This is a genomic window from Bacteroides sp. GD17, assembly GCF_038448625.1.
Lineage (GTDB): Bacteria > Bacteroidota > Bacteroidia > Bacteroidales > Bacteroidaceae > Bacteroides.
Window position 1 is genome coordinate 463,256 of the sequence record NZ_JBCEZS010000002.1, and the last position, 17,659, is coordinate 480,914.

A 17,659-nucleotide genomic window follows, 5' to 3' on the forward strand; every position below is an offset into this window, starting at 1 on the left:
TCACTCTAATCTATTTTTAAACTTCTTGAAACTGATCGTTATCAGTAACACCGCCATCGTGGCCAGTATGCCGACTTCCATCAGTACAAGCGAAATATCCACTCCTTCAATCATCAGCTTGCGCACAGCCTGGATGTACCAGCGTGCCGGAATGACGACGGAAATACCTTGCAGGATGGCAGGCATGCTCTCAATCGGGAATATCATGCCCGAAAGCAGCATGGTAGGCATCATCAGTATCAATCCCGAAGCCAGCATGGCAGCCACCTGCGTGCGGGTAACGGTAGAGATGAGCAACCCCAAAGCCAGGGACACAAAGATAAAGAGCAGCGACACCAGGACCAGCCAAAACAAACTACCGGCCACAGGAACATCGAGCACATAGACCGAAAGCAACAGCACGGTAGTAAGGTTGACAAACGACAGCACAAAATAAGGCACCGCCTTGGCAAGGATAATGAAAAGCGGCTTCACGGGAGATACAAGCAGCACCTCCATCGTCCCCATCTCCTTCTCGCGAACGATGGAGATGGAAGTCATCATGGCACAAATCAGCATGAGGATAAGCCCCATGACACCCGGCACAAAGTTATAGGCACTCTTCATCTGAGGATTGTACAGCAACTTCACCTGAGGTACGATGGCAGCCGCATGTACTCCCGGCGGAAGCATCTCCTGTCCGGCAGCGGAAATGATGCTGGTGGCATAACCTGCCTGCATGGTAGCCATATTCGGATCGGTAGCATCGGAGACGAGCTGCACGCTTGCCTCACCGGTATAGAGGTTATTGGCAAACTGGCTGCCGAACACAAGTGCCATGTCTATGTCTCCCTTCCTGAACAACTGCTCCACTTCCTGCGGGGAATACAGACGGCGGGTGATGGTGAAGTACTCGCTGGCATCCATGCGGTCGATGATGCGGCGGGTAACCACATCGTTCGACGGGTCGAGGACGGCCACCCGCACGTTGCTCACTTCGGTGGTGATGGCAAAGCCGAAGAGGATAATCTGCACGATGGGCATACCCAGCAGGATCATCATCGTGCGCAGGTCGCGGAAGATATGGAAGAATTCCTTTCGGACAAAAGCTATAAATTGTTTCATTGTTCTATCTATATTTTAGGCACGGATTACACGGATTTCACAGACACTCCATCAGTCTGCCGTCCGCACAGCCTGGCGTGCCAGTTGCTGGAATACGTCGTCCATGGTCTCGGCCCCGAATTGTCGTTTCAGTTCGGCAGGGGTGTCGAGGGCACGGATCACACCGTCCACCATGATGGAGATACGGTCGCAATACTCGGCCTCGTCCATGAAGTGGGTGGTGACGAAAATGGTGATGCCACGGTCGGCAGCCTGGTAGATGAGTTCCCAGAACTGGCGGCGGGTGGCGGGGTCGACACCTCCCGTAGGTTCGTCCAGGAAGACGATCTTCGGTTCATGGAAGATGGAGACGGAGAAGGCAAGCTTCTGTTTCCATCCCAAAGGCAGACTCTTCACCAGCGTATCGCGTTCGGCGGCAAGGCCGATACGTTGCAACAGCTCATCCGTCTTGGGGGCAATTTCAGCATCGGGGATTCCATAGATACCGGCAAAGAGACGGATGTTCTCCCATACTTTGAGGTCCTCGTAGAGGGAGAATTTCTGGCTCATATAGCCGATGTTCTTCTTCACGTCTTCGGTCTGGGTGGCGATGTCGAAACCGGCTACACGGGCTGTGCCGTCGGTGGGATGGCTAAGTCCCGTGAGCATACGCATGGCGGTAGTCTTGCCTGCACCGTTGGCACCGAGAAAGCCGAAGATTTCACCCCGGTGAACGCGGAACGAGATACGGTCGACGGCGGTAAAGCTGCCGAAGCGTTTGGTCAGGTCGTTCACTTCGATGACGTAGTCTTCGCGGTGCTCTGCCTTATCGTGCTGCAAGCCGGCAGGACAAAGGATGTCGGCAAATTGCTCCAAGATGCGTTCGGGAGTATCGATGCCATGTATCCGGCCTTCGTTGATGAAGGCGATACGGTCGCACTGGCGGGCCTCGTCGATGATGGGCGTGGAAGCAATGATCGTGATACCTTGTTCCTTGAGGCGGCGCAGCATTTCCCAAAACTCCTTGCGCGATACGGGGTCTACACCCGTTGTCGGTTCGTCCAGAAAGAGCACATCCGGCTTGTGGATGAGGGCGCAACTGAGGGCAAGCTTTTGCTTCATACCTCCCGACAAAGCTCCGGCACGGCGCTTGCGGAAAGGTTCTATCTGTCGGTAGATGTCCTTCACCAAATCGTAGTTCTCCTCGATGGTGGTATGGAAGACGGTGGCGAAGAAGTTCAGGTTTTCTTCTACCGTCAGGTCCTGATAGAGGGAGAAGCGTCCGGGCATATAGCCCACCCGGCGGCGTATGGCTTTATAATCCTTCACCACATCCAGTCCGCAGACGGTAGCTGTCCCGCTGTCCGCCAGCAGCAAGGTGGTGAGGATGCGGAAGAGCGAGGTCTTCCCTGCACCGTCCGGGCCGATGATGCCAAAGAGTTCACCGGGCTTCACGGAGAGAGAGACACCTTGCAAGGCTTCTACCTTGCCGTAGTGCTTGGTGACACTATTTAAAGTTACAGCCTCCATACATTCCTATTTTCAGCATCCCGTCATTCTTCACAGCTATCTTCACGGCATATACCAGGTTGGCACGTTCGTCTTTCGTCAGAATGGTCTTCGGCGTAAATTCGGAGGTCTCGGAAATCCAGGTGACGATGCCCGGGTATTCCTTCTGAATGTCCTTGCCATAATCGGAGTAAACGGTTACCTTTTGTCCCAGCTTGATGTCGGCAAGCTGTTCGGAAGTGATGTAGGCGCGAAGATAAATCTGCTCCATATCAGCCACCTTGAACAGCGGTGTGCCGGGAGCAGCCAACTCACCGGCTTCGGCGTATTTGGCAAGGACGGTTCCCGTCAGCGGAGAGGTGATGTGGCATTTGCTCAGTTGGTCTTCGACCTGCGCCACCTGGATACCGACGGAGGAGCTTTGCCACGTCAGGCTCCGGTCACTGTTTCGCAAGGTGGAGTTCTGGGCTGCGAGCTGTTTGTTCAGCACTTCGAGCAGTGACTCGGCATCGTCCAGTTGTTTCTGATTGGCGGCGCCTACACGGAGCAGGTTGGAGACACGGTCGCGTTCGCGCCGGGCCTGCACAATCTGTTCCTTGGTGGCGGCCACTTGCTTCAGGATGTCGGGACGCTGCCCTTCTACGGACTTGACACTGGCTTCTAGCTGGAGCTTTTTCAGGTAGAGCTGTACGGTGTCGATGATGCCGACTTCCTGACCGGCTTTCAATGCCGTGCCTTCTTCAATGTCGAAACTGAGCAGCTTGCCCGAAGCTTCGGCCGATACAATAACCTCGGTGGCTTCAAAGGTTCCCGTAGCATCGTATTCAGGCGTGCCGTTTCCACAAGCAGCAAGAAGGAACAGGAGGGGAAATAGTTTTAATGATTTCATAATGATGTATGTTTTATTATTATTTTCATTGATTCAACGTATACTTCAACTGCCAGATATTCATCAGCAACTGCACCTCATGCAGTGCCTTGGTCTGGCGGGCCAGGTTTTCATTCGTAATCTCGCGTAGCATATCGGTCACGGTCAGCGTACCGTTCTCCACCTTGGCTTCGGCGGCACGGCGGATGTTCTCACGCAAACGGATGATTTCATTATCATCTGCCATCTGCCGGCGCATGGAGATTACATTTGCATCCTGCCGGGTAGCTTCGAGGCGGGTATTGAAAAGGAACACGTCGCGGCTCGATTCTATCCGGCGACGGTTGTTGTCTATCCGGCGGCGGTCGTTCTTCAAGGTATACAAGCTACCGAAGTTCCACGACATGCGTACGCCCGCTATATAATAGGTATCGAATTCATCCTTCAGCATATTCAGCCCCGGATTGCCGTAAGCCCCTTGCACAAAGAGTCCGAAGCGGGGCATCAGGCGCGTGTTTAGGGTAGCTTCCTGCACCCTCAACTGTTCGCCCTGCGCATCGAACCAGCGAAGTTCCGGACGATTATTCAGCCCACCCTCCACGGCACCGGTTTCTTCCAAGGGCGGCTTCACCAAAGACGTTTCCGAGGACACCTCCTTACCGATAAAGGCAGAAAGCATGTTCAGGTAGGCACGGCGCGAGGTTTCCAGTTCCACACGGCGCTGCTTGGTATTCAGTTGTTCCACACTGACGGCATCCAGGTCGCTCTGGCTGGCTATGCCATTGGCTATGTAGTCCGAAACTTGCTTATGTGTCCGTCCCAGGTCATCCAGCAGCAGTTGGTTCTGCTTCAGTTGTTCGTCCAGCAGCAGGATGCCGAAGAATAGTTGGTTTACACGGTCGTTCAAAGCATACATGTCGACGTTTTGTTTTTCCATCTCCACATCCGAGGCGGCACGCGTCAGGCGTTTCCTGGAACGGATATCGCCACCGTCCCAAAGGGTCTGCTGCACTTCGAGCATCACCTGGTACTGGTCTTTCGGAGCAGTCTTTACATCAATGCCCGGTATCTCCACCGGCAACCGGGTTATTTCACTCTGGTACGTCGCCTTACCGGACAATGAGAATTGGGGCAGATAACCTTTCCCGGCATTGGAAAGGTCGTACTCGCGTGCTTTCTCTATCAGTCCGTATTGGCGTACCAACGGATAGTTGGCCTGTGCCTGGCGCCGGCACTCGTCCAACGTCAGTTGGGCATGCATCAACGTTGCGCCAACAAGAAGGGAGAAAGAAAGAAGGATTCGTTTCATTTTCATATTCTGTTTCTGTTATGAGTTAAATGACAAAAGAATTATTTTTAGACAGAAGAACAAAAGAACAAATTCATGATATGCTATAGCTTATATTTTCTAATATGTTCTTTTGTTCTTCTGTCTAAAAAATATAGCTCATGTCTATCATCTTTTCTATTTTGTTTTCTGTTCTGTTTCGACAGTGCAAAGATAGGCTATAAAGATATATGATTACTTTCTATTAATCGCACAAGATGTCCCATTTGTTCGATTTACAACAATAATGGATAATATATTCGCCCGTTTTCTTATCTTTGCCACAGATATACATCCGTTAACAGAAATGAAAACAACAGAAAAGAGCAAACCTCTGAGTCTTGGATTTCAAGAGTTGAGAGACAGGGCCGACCTCATCACACATGCCGAATTCCGCTCCATACGGCAAGGAGTAGGCATGGTAGTCAGCTTTGCGCAAATGCAAAGTTCATTGTTCCGCACAGGGCAGCCTTACCGTACCCAAGAGTGCCGCATCATACGCATCATGCGTGGTGTGGGGCGTATATCCATCAACCTTGTGGAACACGAAGTAAGGGAGCAGATGATTGTCATCTCCCCGCCCAATTCTCTGATAGAGTTGATCGAGATAAGTCCGGATTATGATTTTCAGATAATCGTCCCCGAAAATGACTTCCTGCCTGCCATGCAGAACAGCAACATAACGGATATATGCGGGCAATACGGGCTTCCCCTCTCACTGACCACCGAGGAATGGGAACGTACCGACAGATTCTTCTCACTGCTATGGGAAACCATGCACCGCACTCCTTTCCGTCGGGAGGTGGTGCAAAACTTAATCACCGCCTTGCTATATGATATAAGATACATACGGGACCAGAAACAAGTTTCCCTCCCCTCCCGCCTCTCCCGCCAGGAGGAAGTGTACCGCCGCTTCATCGCTCTGGTAAACGAGTACGGCAAGCACCAACGCAACATCAGCTTCTACGCCGACAAGCTATGCCTGACGCCCCACTACCTGAGTACGGTGATCCGTGAAGTAAGCGGACAGACGGTGATGCAATGGATAAACCAAGCCGTCATCCTCGAAGCCAAGGTACTGTTGAAGCACAGCGACCTGCTGGTGTTCCAGATATCGGATGAACTGAACTTTCCCAATCCGTCGTTCTTCTCGAAGTTCTTTAAGAGAATGACGGGGATGACTCCGGCAGAATATCAGAAGCAAATGTAAATATCAAATAAAAAAAACATATCTTTGTAGGTAGAAACTCAAAATAATCCTATAAACTGATGAACCTGACATCCCTGAAAGAACTGCTAAGCTCAGTTACCAATGATTCGCGCGACACGACTAATATAGTAGCCTATTGGGAAGCCTTGGAGTATTTTCAAGAAATTTCTTTCCCTAAACCGACAAACAGCAATACCGACTCTGAAAAAGTAAGATTGAAATATGCCGGTTCGCAAGATGAACTGAACGACTTTATACACCCTTCCGAAGAAGGTGACGAGAACTTCCGCGTCTATGCAGGCGGAGTGTCGAAGTTCGAACTGTTCTCGGCGCTGTACAATCGCATTCCTGCCGAAGAAGACAATAAACGTTTCAGAAAGCTGCTCGAAAAGAATTGGGAAGTCAGCGTGCTCTATACCATAGAGCTATCTCCCGAAGGTAAATACATAAAAGGCTCATTTCAACTTTCCTCCTATATCTGGGCGATAAGTTGCTTGCTGCACGACCGGACGATCAATGAGGATAATTTAGAACCTTTGATAAAGGAAGGCGATGAGTTTTTCCAGGCAGATATTCCGGACGGCGAATTGTACGGACGACTGCTGGAGAAGGTGAAGCAGTTGATGACGGAACTGCATATACAAAACCTGTTTTACTCTACCGAACTCTACCGCAAGAAGGAGTTAAAGAAAATATGCATCCGTACGCTGCTGGAAAATGATACTGACTTGAACCAGAGTTTCTATGCCAAAGACCTGAGCCGGGTACGCAGGAGCTTACAAAGCAAAGAGTCTGCCCTGCTGTTGAATACCTATATCAATGCACCGTTAAAGTCCGTTGAAGGACGCCACAGCATCTGCTCCGCAGAGAATTACCGGAAGTGGCTGCAACCGGAGAAATACCCCATGGGACGCTGGCCTTCTGAGTTTGCCCCCGCACTGATGCAGCAAATGGCCATCAACATAGCCTTGACGGATGAACGGCAAGGCGGATGCGGCATCTTCTCCGTCAACGGCCCTCCGGGAACCGGAAAAACAACGTTGCTTAAAGATATCATAGCCGAATATATAGTGCGTCGGGCACGCTTACTGGCAAACCTAAAGAAACCGGATGACGCTTTCGGTTATGATGCCATTCTGAATAAAACATTGGAAGGCAAAACACAGTCACAGAGTACGTTCGCTTTTAAAACACAATCCGGACTCGATGATTATGGCATTCTGGTGGCATCCTGCAATAATGCGGCAGTAGAGAACATCACCTTCGAACTGCCGGAAATGAGCAAACTTCCCAAGGCACAAGCCATGAAAGAAGCCGGGCACACGCTGAAGTTCAGTGAAGAACGCGACCTGTTCTTCGGCGAGCTTGCCACAAATATGCTCAACGGCTCTACGGAACCTGACAAACAGACAAAGAAAGCCTGGGGACTGATTTCGGCACGACTGGGTAAAAGCGATAACATCCGCTCTTTCTGCGAAATGGTGCTGAAACAGTTTGCCTCCAAAATCAGCAGCAAGGCAGATAACAAAAAGGTAGCCGCCGAATTCAAAGGGCGCTTCCCTACTTTCGAGGATGCCAAAGAGCAGTTTATGGAGCAATACCGGCTTGTAGAGCAGTTGCGCCATAGACTGTCCTGCAACGAAGCTCTGTTTGAAGAAGCCAATGAAAAGATGCAGCCTGCCAATCCTCTGAAAAATGCAGCTTTCGACAAAGCAAGGGAAGAGCTGTTCTACCGGGCACTTGTATTGCATGGTTCGTTTATCATCCATTCTTTCAAGTGGCGGTGCAATCTTTATTCCCTCATATATCTCTGGGAAGGTAAATATACCTCCGAAGAAAAGGCGCTGATCTTCCCTTCCCTGCTCAACAGTCTCTTCTTCCTTGTACCGGTGGTCTCCACTACTTTTGCTTCGGTGCAGAAAATGCTGGAGTACGTAGGTAAGGAACAACTGGGACTATTGATTGTAGACGAAGCCGGACAAGCCGCCCCACAATGTGCCGTAGGCGCTCTGTGGAGGGCAAAGAAAGCAATCATTGTAGGCGATCCGAAGCAAGTGGAACCGGTGGTGACCACCGATGAAACGCTGATGAGTCTTTATCAGAAGAAGTGCAGAATCGCTTCTCTGGCAGCCTATCTGTCAAAGTCTCATTCCGTACAAGGGTTTGCCGACCGAATTAATCCGTATGGAGCGTGGATAGGCGAAACCTGGGTAGGGTGTCCGTTAGTGGTACATCGGCGGTGCATCAATCCGATGTTCAGCATTTCCAATCGGGTTTCTTATGACGGAACGATGATACTGGGCACAAAGGATGAAGTAAAGGCAGACGAACAGCAGGAATTGTTATTCGACCACTCGCTATGGATAGATGTACCCTCAAAGAGGAATATGGCTAATGGAGGAGGCAACCACTACGTACCCGAGCAGGGAGAACTCTGTCTTCGGATTATCTTATCCTGGATGAAGAAGCATTACGAAGGAAAAGATAACCGGAAGTTGTACGTCATATCTCCTTTTACAACCGTTGTCAACGGGGTGAAAACAGCTGTAAGGAAGGCATTGCAGCTGAAGGAAAATGAATGGCTACTGCCCAAATACAAGAGGTGGGCAGAGGCTAATTGCGGCACAGTGCATAAATTCCAGGGCAAGGAGGCGGAGGAAGTCATCTTCTTGCTGGGATGTCAGCCTTCGTCTACGGGAGCTATTGCATGGGTAAACAGCAATATCCTGAATGTAGCGGTAACCCGTGCAAAGAAGCGTGTCTATTTTATCGGTGACTATGAGATATGGTCGCAGAAGAATGGGAACTTCAATACGCAGATCATCCGCTTCTCGGAGGAAGATACCGGTTTGAGACGACTGCTTTACACAGATTTGCCTTCTTTTGAAGACGTAGTTGTGGATGTAGAAACGGATATAGAAGAACCGGAAATCCGTCCTATTCCCAAATATTCTTTCCTGACCGGACCTGATTACCGGATGCGGCATCACGTCATATATTCGCATCCTTACCAGCTGATCTTTGAAGTCATGATTAGTGATCCGGCAATAACATTTCCACTATTGCCTGCCTCTCATTATCAGAAAATATCAGAAGAACCGGATTTATGGATGTGCCTGATTTATCCGTCGGATATAGACTTTACGGAAGATGAGCTACATGCAGAGCTTGGGCAGGTGATAGACTGGTTTGTGGGCGACAATTCAAATGCCACACTTGAGTAAAGGAAGTGTGGCATTTGAGCTGCCCAAGTGTGGCATTACTTATATTCCGACCATGACTTGATAGCCAAATCATCCAGCGTCATCGTGCAGAAGGCATGGATAAACGCACTTGCCAGACGGGCATTCGTAATCAACGGAATGTTGAGGTCGATGGCGGCACGGCGTATCTTGTAGCCGTTTGTCAACTCGCCTGCGGTGAGGTTCTTCGGGATGTTTACTACCATATCGATCTCCTTTTTGTGCAGCATGTCGAGTGCCTGCGGTTGTTTCTCCGGCTCACTGGGCCAGTAGACGCGGGTATTCTCTACACCGTTCTCCGTAAGGAAGTTGCTGGAACCACCCGTAGCGAAGATCTTGTAACCCTTCTGCTGAAGCATGCGGGCGGCAGTAAGCATATCCACTTTCTGCTTCGGCGTACCGGTAGAAAGCAAGATATTCTTCTTCGGAATGCGATAGCCCACGGAAAGCATGGCTTTGAGGACAGCACAGGAAGTATCACTTCCGATACAGCCCACCTCACCCGTACTGGCCATGTCCACACCCAGCACCGGGTCGGCCTTTTGCAGACGGTTGAAGGAGAACTGGCTGGCCTTGATACCTACGTAATCCAGGTCGAAGAGGTTCTTGTCCAACTTCTGCACAGGGATGCCGAGCATTACTTTTGTGGCAAGATCGATGAGATTGATCTTCAACACCTTGCTGACAAAGGGGAAGGAACGGCTGGCACGCAGGTTGCATTCAATCACCTTGATATCGTTTTCGCGAGCCAGGTACTGGATATTGAATGGTCCCGAGATATTCAGTTCGCGCGCAATCTCACGGCTGATGCGCTTGATGCGGCGTACGGTCTCCACATATAACTTCTGCGGCGGGAACTGGATAGTGGCATCACCGGAGTGCACACCCGCAAACTCGATATGTTCGCTGATGGCGTAAGCGATGATTTCTCCATTCTGCGCCACGGCATCCATCTCCACCTCTTTGGCATGTTCGATGAACTGGCTGACTACAACGGGATGCTTCTTCGATACATTGGCTGCCAGTTGCAGGAAGCGTTCCAACTCCTCCTGATTGGAGCAGACATTCATGGCCGCACCCGAGAGCACGTACGACGGACGAACCAGCACGGGGAAACCTACCTTCTCTACAAAAACATTGATGTCTTCCAGTGAAGTAAGCGCACTCCATTCGGGCTGATCCACACCGATGCGGTCGAGCATGGCGGAGAACTTGTCACGGTCTTCGGCATTGTCGATGCTCTTGGCGCTTGTACCCAGAATGGGCACGTTCTGCGCATCGAGGCGCAAGGCAAGGTTGTTCGGTATCTGGCCACCGGTAGAGACGATGACGCCATGCGGATTTTCCAGTTCGAGGATATCCATAACGCGTTCGAAGGTGAGTTCGTCGAAGTAGAGGCGGTCGCACATATCGTAGTCCGTAGACACGGTTTCGGGGTTATAGTTTATCATAACGCTACGGTAGCCTTCCTTGCGGATGGTGTTCAGCGCCTGCACACCGCACCAGTCGAATTCTACCGAGGAGCCGATACGGTAGGCACCACTACCAAGTACGACGATGGATTTATGGTCGCCCAGGTATTTCACATCGTTGGCAATGCCGCTGTACGTCAGGTACAGATAATTGGTCTGTGCAGGATATTCGGCGGCAAGGGTATCGATTTGTTTCACTACGGGCAGCACGCCTACGCTCTTACGGTAGTTGCGGACGTAGAGGATGCCGTCCTCCATATCTCCCTCGTAACCTATGACACGGGCTATCTGGAAGTCGGAGAAACCTTGTACTTTGGCTTTGCGAAGCAGTTCGACGGGCAGGTCGGCAATCTGCTTATGATTCTTGCCCCACTGTTCCAGTTCCTTGCTGGTATTCATAATGTTCATCAGCTTCTCCAGGAACCAGCGGTCTATCTTGGTCAGCTCGTGCACCTGGTCGATGGTATATCCGGCACGGAAGGCTTTGGAGATAACGAAGATACGTTTGTCGGTAGGTTCTTGCAGCGCCTTGTCGATATCGGAGATAACAAGCTCCTTGTTCTCCACAAAGCCGTGCATGCCCTGACCTATCATGCGGAGTCCTTTCTGAATGGCTTCCTCGAAGGTACGGCCGATGGCCATTACCTCGCCTACGGACTTCATTGAAGAACCGAGCTCCTTGTCCACACCGTGGAACTTACCCAAGTCCCAACGAGGGATTTTGCAGACTACATAGTCGAGTGCAGGCTCGAAGAAGGCGCTTGTGGTCTTGGTAACGGAGTTCTTCAAGTCGAACAAGCCGTAGCCGAGTCCCAGTTTTGCAGCCACGAATGCCAACGGATAACCCGTTGCTTTAGAGGCTAATGCAGACGAACGGCTCAAGCGGGCATTTACCTCGATTACGCGGTAGTCTTCACTCTCGGGATCGTAGGCATACTGTACGTTACACTCTCCTACAATACCGATGTGGCGGATGATGCGGATGGCAAGTTCGCGCAGTTTATGATAATCGCTATTGCTCAAAGTCTGCGACGGAGCGATGACGATGGACTCACCCGTGTGGATGCCCAGCGGGTCGAAGTTCTCCATGTTGCAGACGGTGATACAGTTGTCGAAGCGGTCGCGGACTACTTCGTATTCCACCTCTTTCCAGCCGCGCAAGGACTTCTCTACGAGTACCTGCGGAGAGAAAGAGAAGGCTTTTTCTACCAATACATTCAGTTCTTCTTCGTTGTCACAAAAGCCCGAACCCAGTCCGCCGAGTGCGTATGCAGCGCGGACAATGACGGGGTAACCCAGTTCCTTGGCGGCACGGCGGGCATCTACGGCATTCTCTACTGCTTCGCTCTTGATGGTCTTTACATCGATCTGGTTCAGTTTCTGAACGAAGATTTCACGGTCTTCGGTGTCGATGATGGCTTGTACGGGGGTACCGAGGACTTTTACATCGTATTTCTCGAAGATCTTGTCTTTGTAGAGGGCTACACCGCAGTTCAAGGCGGTTTGTCCGCCAAAGGCAAGCATGATGCCGTCGGGACGCTCTTTCTCGATGACTTTTTCTACAAAGTAGGGGGTGACGGGCAGGAAGTAAATCTGGTCGGCAACGCCTTCCGAAGTCTGCACCGTGGCGATGTTCGGGTTGATGAGGACGGTATGGATGCCTTCTTCCTTCAACGCTTTTAGCGCCTGCGAACCGGAGTAGTCAAACTCTCCCGCTTCACCGATTTTCAGTGCACCGGAGCCGAGTAGCAGGACTTTCTTTATTTTATCTTCTTTCATTTGTTGTACGTTTAATAAGGTAATTACAGCAGTTTCACAAACTCGTCAAACAGAAACTCCGTGTCCGTCGGTCCGCTGGCAGCTTCCGGATGGAACTGTGCCGAGAACCAGGGATTGCGCTTATGCTTGATGCCCTCGTTGGAACCATCGTTCATATTGATGAAAAGCGGTTCCCAGTCTTCGGTCAGCGTATTGTTGTCTACGGCATAACCATGGTTCTGCGAGGTGATGAAGCAACGCTCCGTACCCACCATGCGCACGGGCTGGTTGTGGCTGCGATGACCGTATTTCAGTTTGTATATCTTGGCTCCTCCCGCTTTACTCAGCAACTGGTTACCCATGCAGATACCGAAGATAGGCAACTTCTCGTTTGCCATTGCCTTGCGGATGTTCTGTACGGCAGCATCGCAGGTATCGGGATCACCGGGACCGTTGGAGACGAACAGTCCGTCGAACTCTAGTCCGTTGTAATCGTAATCCCAGGGCACGCGGATAACTTCTACGTCGCGTTTCAGCAGGCAGCGGATGATGTTGGACTTTACACCACAATCCACGAGCACTACTTTCTTCTTATCAGCACCCTCATTGTAACGGATCACCTCTTTGCAACTTACCTTATCTACATAGTTTACGCCTGCATAGACTGCTTCGGGCACATTCTCCGGCTCGTCATCGAAGACAATCTTGCCCATCATTACACCATGTTCGCGCAGCACCTTCGTCAGTTCACGCGTGTCGATGCCCGTAATGCCGGGTACTTGTTCACGTTTCAGCCAGTCTCCCAAGCTTTCTACAGCGTTCCAGTGGCTGTACGTCTCCGAGTAATCGCTCACGATGATGGCTTCAGCATGGATGCGTTCGCTCTCCATGAACGTAGCCAGCCCGTTCGGTTCGATGGTGAACGGTGGCACACCGTAGTTGCCCACTAACGGATAAGTGAGCGTCATTAACTGACCGGCATACGAAGGGTCGGTCAAGCTCTCGGGATAACCCGTCATGGCTGTGTTAAAGACCACCTCTCCCGCTACCGGCTTTTCATAGCCAAACGACTTGCCGTGAAAGCGGCTCCCGTCGTCGAGGATAAGAGTTACATTTCTCATCTATAGTATTACTTTGTATCTTGATTATTCTTTTCTTCTTCCATCAGAACTGGTAAACTTGTTCAATATAGTCAATGAATGCGGCATTCAACAGCTTCACGCCACCCGGTGTAGGATAGTCTCCGCTGAAGTACCAGTCTCCCTGATGTTTGGGACAAGCCTCATGCAGTCCTTCGAGGGGCTGATAGACAATCTGTACTTTGGCTTTCGTTCCTTTCGGGGTAAGCAGTTCCACCATCTTGGCGGAGATTTCTTCGTCGGTGAAGGGAGCATAGATATCCTTTACATAGTTCACCATCTGCTCCTTCGGCAAGCCCACCTGGTCTTTCGACTTACGATAGGCAGCGGCAATCACATCCTTCATGTCCCGTTCTTTCAGCAGCTCTACGGCAGCCTTGAAGGCGATGAACTCGCTCATCTTTGCCATGTCGATGCCGTAATAATCGGGATAGCGTACCTGCGGAGAGGAAGAGACGATAACGATCTTCTTCGGACCCAGACGGTCCAAGATACCGATGATACTTTGCTTCAAGGTGGTTCCGCGGACAATGGAGTCGTCAATGACAACCAGATTGTCCACACCTGGCACGAGGCTCCCGTAAGTGATGTCGTACACATGAGCGGCAAGGTCGTTGCGGCTGTTGCCCTCGGCGATAAACGTGCGCAGCTTGATGTCTTTGATGGCTACCTTTTCACTTCGTATGCGTCGGGAAAGGATACGTTCCAGTTCTTCGTGACTGGGTTTGTTTGCCAGGTTTGCAATCTGCTCTACCTTTTCTTCGTTGAGATACTCGTCCAGTCCTTGCAGCATGCCGTAGAAGGCAACTTCGGCCGTGTTGGGGATGAAGGAGAATACGGTATGGTCGATATCGTTATCAATGGCTTTCAAGATGTTAGGTACCAACTTCTCACCTAACAGTTTACGTTCCTTGTAGATGTCCATGTCACTGCCGCGACTGAAGTAGATGCGCTCGAAAGAGCAAGGTCTCACCTCACGGGGCTTGTTGATTTGCACCGTACGCAGCTTGCCCGCCTTGTTGATGAACATAGCTTGTCCGGGTTGCAGTTCCTTGATGGAAGCGGCAGGCACATTCAGGGCGGTCTGTATCACAGGGCGTTCGCTGGCAAGCACGGCTATCTCGTCGTCCTGATACCAGAAGGCGGTACGGATGCCCCACGGGTCACGAACGGCAAAGGTTTCACCGCTTCCGGTGAGTCCGCACATCACATATCCTCCGTCCCACTCCCTGCTCGAAGTGCGCAGCACGTTGGCAAGGTCGATATGGTCTTCGATGTAATGGGTCACGTCCATGCCCGTCAAGCCCTCGGCTTCGGCGAGGTTGAAGAGGCGTTCTACTTCGCGGTCCAAGCGGTGTCCCAGTTGTTCGAGCATGATGTATGTATCGGCGTACTTGCGCGGATGTTGTCCGATGGCGGTGATGCGTGCAAAGATTTCATCGACGTTCGTCATATTGAAGTTGCCGCAGAGGGCAAGGTTCTTGGCACGCCAGTTGTTTCTTCTTAAAAACGGGTGCACGTAGGAGATTCCCGACTTTCCGGTAGTGGAATAGCGCAAATGCCCCATATAGGCTTCACCGGCAAAGGGAAGCACACGCTTTGCGTATTCGGCATCGTGCAGCTGTTCTTTTGTCAGATCCTTGAAGTTACTCTGCACCGTACCGAAAATCTCGGTGATAGCACCGGAGCCCAAGGCCCGTTCGCGAAACATGTACTCTTCACCGGGATTGGCTTCCAGTTTTACACAAGCCAGACCCGCACCTTCCTGTCCGCGATTATGTTGTTTCTCCATCAGGAGATAGAGCTTGTTCAGTCCGTACATCCATGTGCCGTACTTCTTTTCGTAGTATTCCAGCGGTTTCAACAGGCGTATCATGGCGACGCCACATTCATGCTTTAGTTGTTCCATTTATAGATTTACTAATTACTAAATTACAAGTTACAAAAACGCATTATCTATTCAAGTAAAACGCATCATCTGTTCAGGGTAAACACATCATCTGTTTGGGTCAAACGCATCATCTGTTTTGCCTCAACACATCATCTGTTTTTTCCCTACTCTACGGTCACCGATTTCGCAAGGTTTCTCGGTTGGTCTACATCCATACCTTTGCACACGGCGATGTGATAAGCAAGCATCTGCAGCGGCACCGTAGTTATTAACGGATCGAGGCATTCCATTGTTTCGGGAAGTTCGATGCAAGTATCGGCAATCTTGCTGATAACCGTATCGCCTTTCGTAACGATGGCAATAACCTTGCCTTTGCGCGCCTTGATTTCCTGGATATTGCTGAGCACTTTCTCGTAAAGTCCGTTCTGCGTGGCGATAACCACCACCGGCATTTCGGCGTCTACCAGGGCGATAGGCCCGTGCTTCATTTCGGCAGCCGGATAGCCTTCGGCATGGATATACGAGATTTCCTTCAGCTTCAATGCACCTTCCAGGGCTACGGGATAGCTGTAACCGCGTCCCAGGTAAATGAAGTTATGGGCGTATGTGAATATCTTGGAAAGTTCGGCAATGCAGTCGTTCAGCTTCAATACTTCCTTCATTTTGTCGGGAATCTGTCCCAACTCCTTGACAACGGCAAGGTATTGTTCCTCGTCAATCGTCTTCTTCTCCCGGGCAAGCGTCAAGGCAAGCATGGTGAGCACCGTAACCTGTCCGGTGAAGGCTTTGGTAGATGCCACACCGATCTCGGGTCCTACGTGAATATACGAGCCTGTATGCGTAGCGCGGGGAATGCTGGAGCCGATGGCATTGCATATACCATATATAAATGCTCCACGACTTTTGGCAAGTTCCACGGCAGCCAATGTATCGGCTGTCTCTCCGCTCTGCGAAATGGCAATCACTACGTCGTTGCTGTCAATCACCGGGTCGCGATAACGGAACTCCGATGCATATTCCACTTCCACCGGGATGCGGCAGAAGCTCTCGATCAGGTGCTTGCCGATAAGTGCTGCATGCCAGGACGTGCCACAGGCTACAATCACAAAGCGTTTGGCAGCCAGCAGGCGCTCCTTATAATCTATCACAGCCGAAAGTACCACATTGGTTCCTTCTACATTGATGCGTCCGCGCATGCAGTCGTGAATACAGTCGGGCTGTTCGAAGATCTCCTTCAACATGAAGTGCGGATAACCGCCCTTCTCCAACTGACCGAGGTTGAGTGCCACCGTCTTCACTTCGTGCGGGCACTCCACGTTCTTCAGGTTCACTACCTTCAGCTTCTCACCCCGGCGTATCACGGCAATCTCTTCATCTTCCAGATACACTACCTTGTCGGTATATTCCACAATCGGCGTGGCATCCGATGCCAGAAAGAACTCGTCCTTGCCGATGCCCACTACCAGCGGACTGCTTTTGCGTGCCGCAATAATCTCGTCCGGGTTGTCTTTGTCGAGCACGGCGATGGCATACGCACCGATCACTTCCTGCAAGGCAAGCTGTACGGCCGTCAGCAAATCAAGGTGGTTTGTCAACTGGATGTACTCAATGAGCTGTACCAGTACCTCGGTATCTGTACTGCTTTTAAATGAATAGCCTTTAGCTTGGAGTTTTTCTTTAAGGACGGCGTAGTTCTCGATGATGCCGTTGTGGATGAGTGCGAGACGTTCGGAAGAGGAATAGTGGGGATGGGCATTAGCGGAACAAGGTTCTCCGTGCGTAGCCCAACGGGTGTGTGCAATACCAATATTACCGGAAATATCTTTTTGAGTAACGAAAGTTTCCAGTTCCGAAACCTTACCTTTCGCTTTATACACGTTCAACTGCCGGTTGTCACTGATCAATGCTACCCCTGCACTATCGTATCCACGGTACTCTAACCGCTTCAGACCTTTGATAAGAATGGGGTAGGCTTTCCTTTGACCTATATAGCCTACGATTCCACACATAATATATCAGTATTTGAATTTGCGCTGCAAAGATACATATTCTTAAGAACATAAAGTTTATTTTTCTCCTATTTATTTATCAAAAGAATAGAAAAAAGTTCTTTTAATGTCAAAAAGCAAAAGAAAATATTCTTTTGAAAGCAAAAGGATG

10 protein-coding genes are annotated in these 17,659 nt (G+C 50.7%); 2 read left to right on the top strand and 8 right to left on the bottom strand.

The genetic code is table 11. The features are described from left to right. From AAE250_RS05145 to AAE250_RS05160, 4 genes are read right to left on the bottom strand one after another with little or no spacing between them, the layout of a single operon-like run. Complete coding sequence (locus AAE250_RS05145) at window positions 1-1,104, bottom strand: ABC transporter permease (RefSeq protein ID WP_294598945.1); 1,104 nt, start codon at window positions 1,102-1,104, stop codon at window positions 1-3. 51 nt (window positions 1,105-1,155) lie between these two features. Continuing rightward, window positions 1,156-2,613: an ATP-binding cassette domain-containing protein gene (locus AAE250_RS05150; RefSeq protein WP_294598942.1), complete on the bottom strand. Its 1,458-nt coding sequence runs from the start codon at window positions 2,611-2,613 to the stop codon at window positions 1,156-1,158. Continuing rightward, window positions 2,591-3,481 (bottom strand): HlyD family secretion protein, encoded by an 891-nt coding sequence (locus tag AAE250_RS05155; protein ID WP_294598940.1) that lies wholly within the window; start codon window positions 3,479-3,481, stop codon window positions 2,591-2,593. Before AAE250_RS05155 ends, AAE250_RS05150 begins: the two co-directional genes overlap by 23 nt. Before the next feature lie 25 nt (window positions 3,482-3,506). Next, entirely contained in the window at window positions 3,507-4,775 is a 1,269-nt protein-coding gene (locus tag AAE250_RS05160; protein ID WP_294598937.1) for a TolC family protein, read from the bottom strand. A 319-nt stretch (window positions 4,776-5,094) separates the two neighbouring features. On the opposite strand from AAE250_RS05160, the gene AAE250_RS05165 reads away from it, so the two are divergent. Together AAE250_RS05165 and AAE250_RS05170 are read left to right on the top strand one after the other, a co-directional pair. Continuing rightward, window positions 5,095-5,997 (top strand): helix-turn-helix domain-containing protein, encoded by a 903-nt coding sequence (locus AAE250_RS05165; protein WP_294598934.1) that lies wholly within the window; start codon window positions 5,095-5,097, stop codon window positions 5,995-5,997. Window positions 5,998-6,056: 59 nt separating this feature from the next. Next, complete coding sequence (locus AAE250_RS05170) at window positions 6,057-9,221, top strand: AAA domain-containing protein (protein WP_294598931.1); 3,165 nt, start codon at window positions 6,057-6,059, stop codon at window positions 9,219-9,221. Between the two features lie 35 nt (window positions 9,222-9,256). Here the strand turns inward: AAE250_RS05170 and carB are convergent, their stop codons facing one another. The 4 genes from carB to glmS form a co-directional block, all read right to left on the bottom strand. Then, window positions 9,257-12,490 carry a carbamoyl-phosphate synthase (glutamine-hydrolyzing) large subunit gene (carB, locus tag AAE250_RS05175; protein ID WP_294598929.1) on the bottom strand — a complete coding sequence of 1,078 codons (3,234 nt, stop codon included), beginning with the start codon at window positions 12,488-12,490 and terminating at the stop codon, window positions 9,257-9,259. A 23-nt stretch (window positions 12,491-12,513) separates the two neighbouring features. Next, window positions 12,514-13,590: a glutamine-hydrolyzing carbamoyl-phosphate synthase small subunit gene (carA, locus tag AAE250_RS05180; RefSeq protein ID WP_294598926.1), complete on the bottom strand. Its 1,077-nt coding sequence runs from the start codon at window positions 13,588-13,590 to the stop codon at window positions 12,514-12,516. Window positions 13,591-13,633: 43 nt separating this feature from the next. Next, complete coding sequence (locus AAE250_RS05185) at window positions 13,634-15,517, bottom strand: amidophosphoribosyltransferase (protein WP_294598924.1); 1,884 nt, start codon at window positions 15,515-15,517, stop codon at window positions 13,634-13,636. Window positions 15,518-15,663: 146 nt separating this feature from the next. Further along, complete coding sequence (gene glmS / locus AAE250_RS05190; protein ID WP_294598922.1) at window positions 15,664-17,508, bottom strand: glutamine--fructose-6-phosphate transaminase (isomerizing); 1,845 nt, start codon at window positions 17,506-17,508, stop codon at window positions 15,664-15,666. Window positions 17,509-17,659 lie beyond the last annotated feature (151 nt).

Coding starts and splice junctions, on each gene's coding strand:
- AAE250_RS05145 (WP_294598945.1), bottom strand. CDS start 1,104: ATGAAACAATTTATAGCTTTTGTCCGAAAGGAATTCTTCCATATCTTC.
- AAE250_RS05150 (WP_294598942.1), bottom strand. CDS start 2,613: ATGGAGGCTGTAACTTTAAATAGTGTCACCAAGCACTACGGCAAGGTA.
- AAE250_RS05155 (WP_294598940.1), bottom strand. CDS start 3,481: ATGAAATCATTAAAACTATTTCCCCTCCTGTTCCTTCTTGCTGCTTGT.
- AAE250_RS05160 (WP_294598937.1), bottom strand. CDS start 4,775: ATGAAAATGAAACGAATCCTTCTTTCTTTCTCCCTTCTTGTTGGCGCA.
- AAE250_RS05165 (WP_294598934.1), top strand. CDS start 5,095: ATGAAAACAACAGAAAAGAGCAAACCTCTGAGTCTTGGATTTCAAGAG.
- AAE250_RS05170 (WP_294598931.1), top strand. CDS start 6,057: ATGAACCTGACATCCCTGAAAGAACTGCTAAGCTCAGTTACCAATGAT.
- carB (WP_294598929.1), bottom strand. CDS start 12,490: ATGAAAGAAGATAAAATAAAGAAAGTCCTGCTACTCGGCTCCGGTGCA.
- carA (WP_294598926.1), bottom strand. CDS start 13,590: ATGAGAAATGTAACTCTTATCCTCGACGACGGGAGCCGCTTTCACGGC.
- AAE250_RS05185 (WP_294598924.1), bottom strand. CDS start 15,517: ATGGAACAACTAAAGCATGAATGTGGCGTCGCCATGATACGCCTGTTG.
- glmS (WP_294598922.1), bottom strand. CDS start 17,508: ATGTGTGGAATCGTAGGCTATATAGGTCAAAGGAAAGCCTACCCCATT.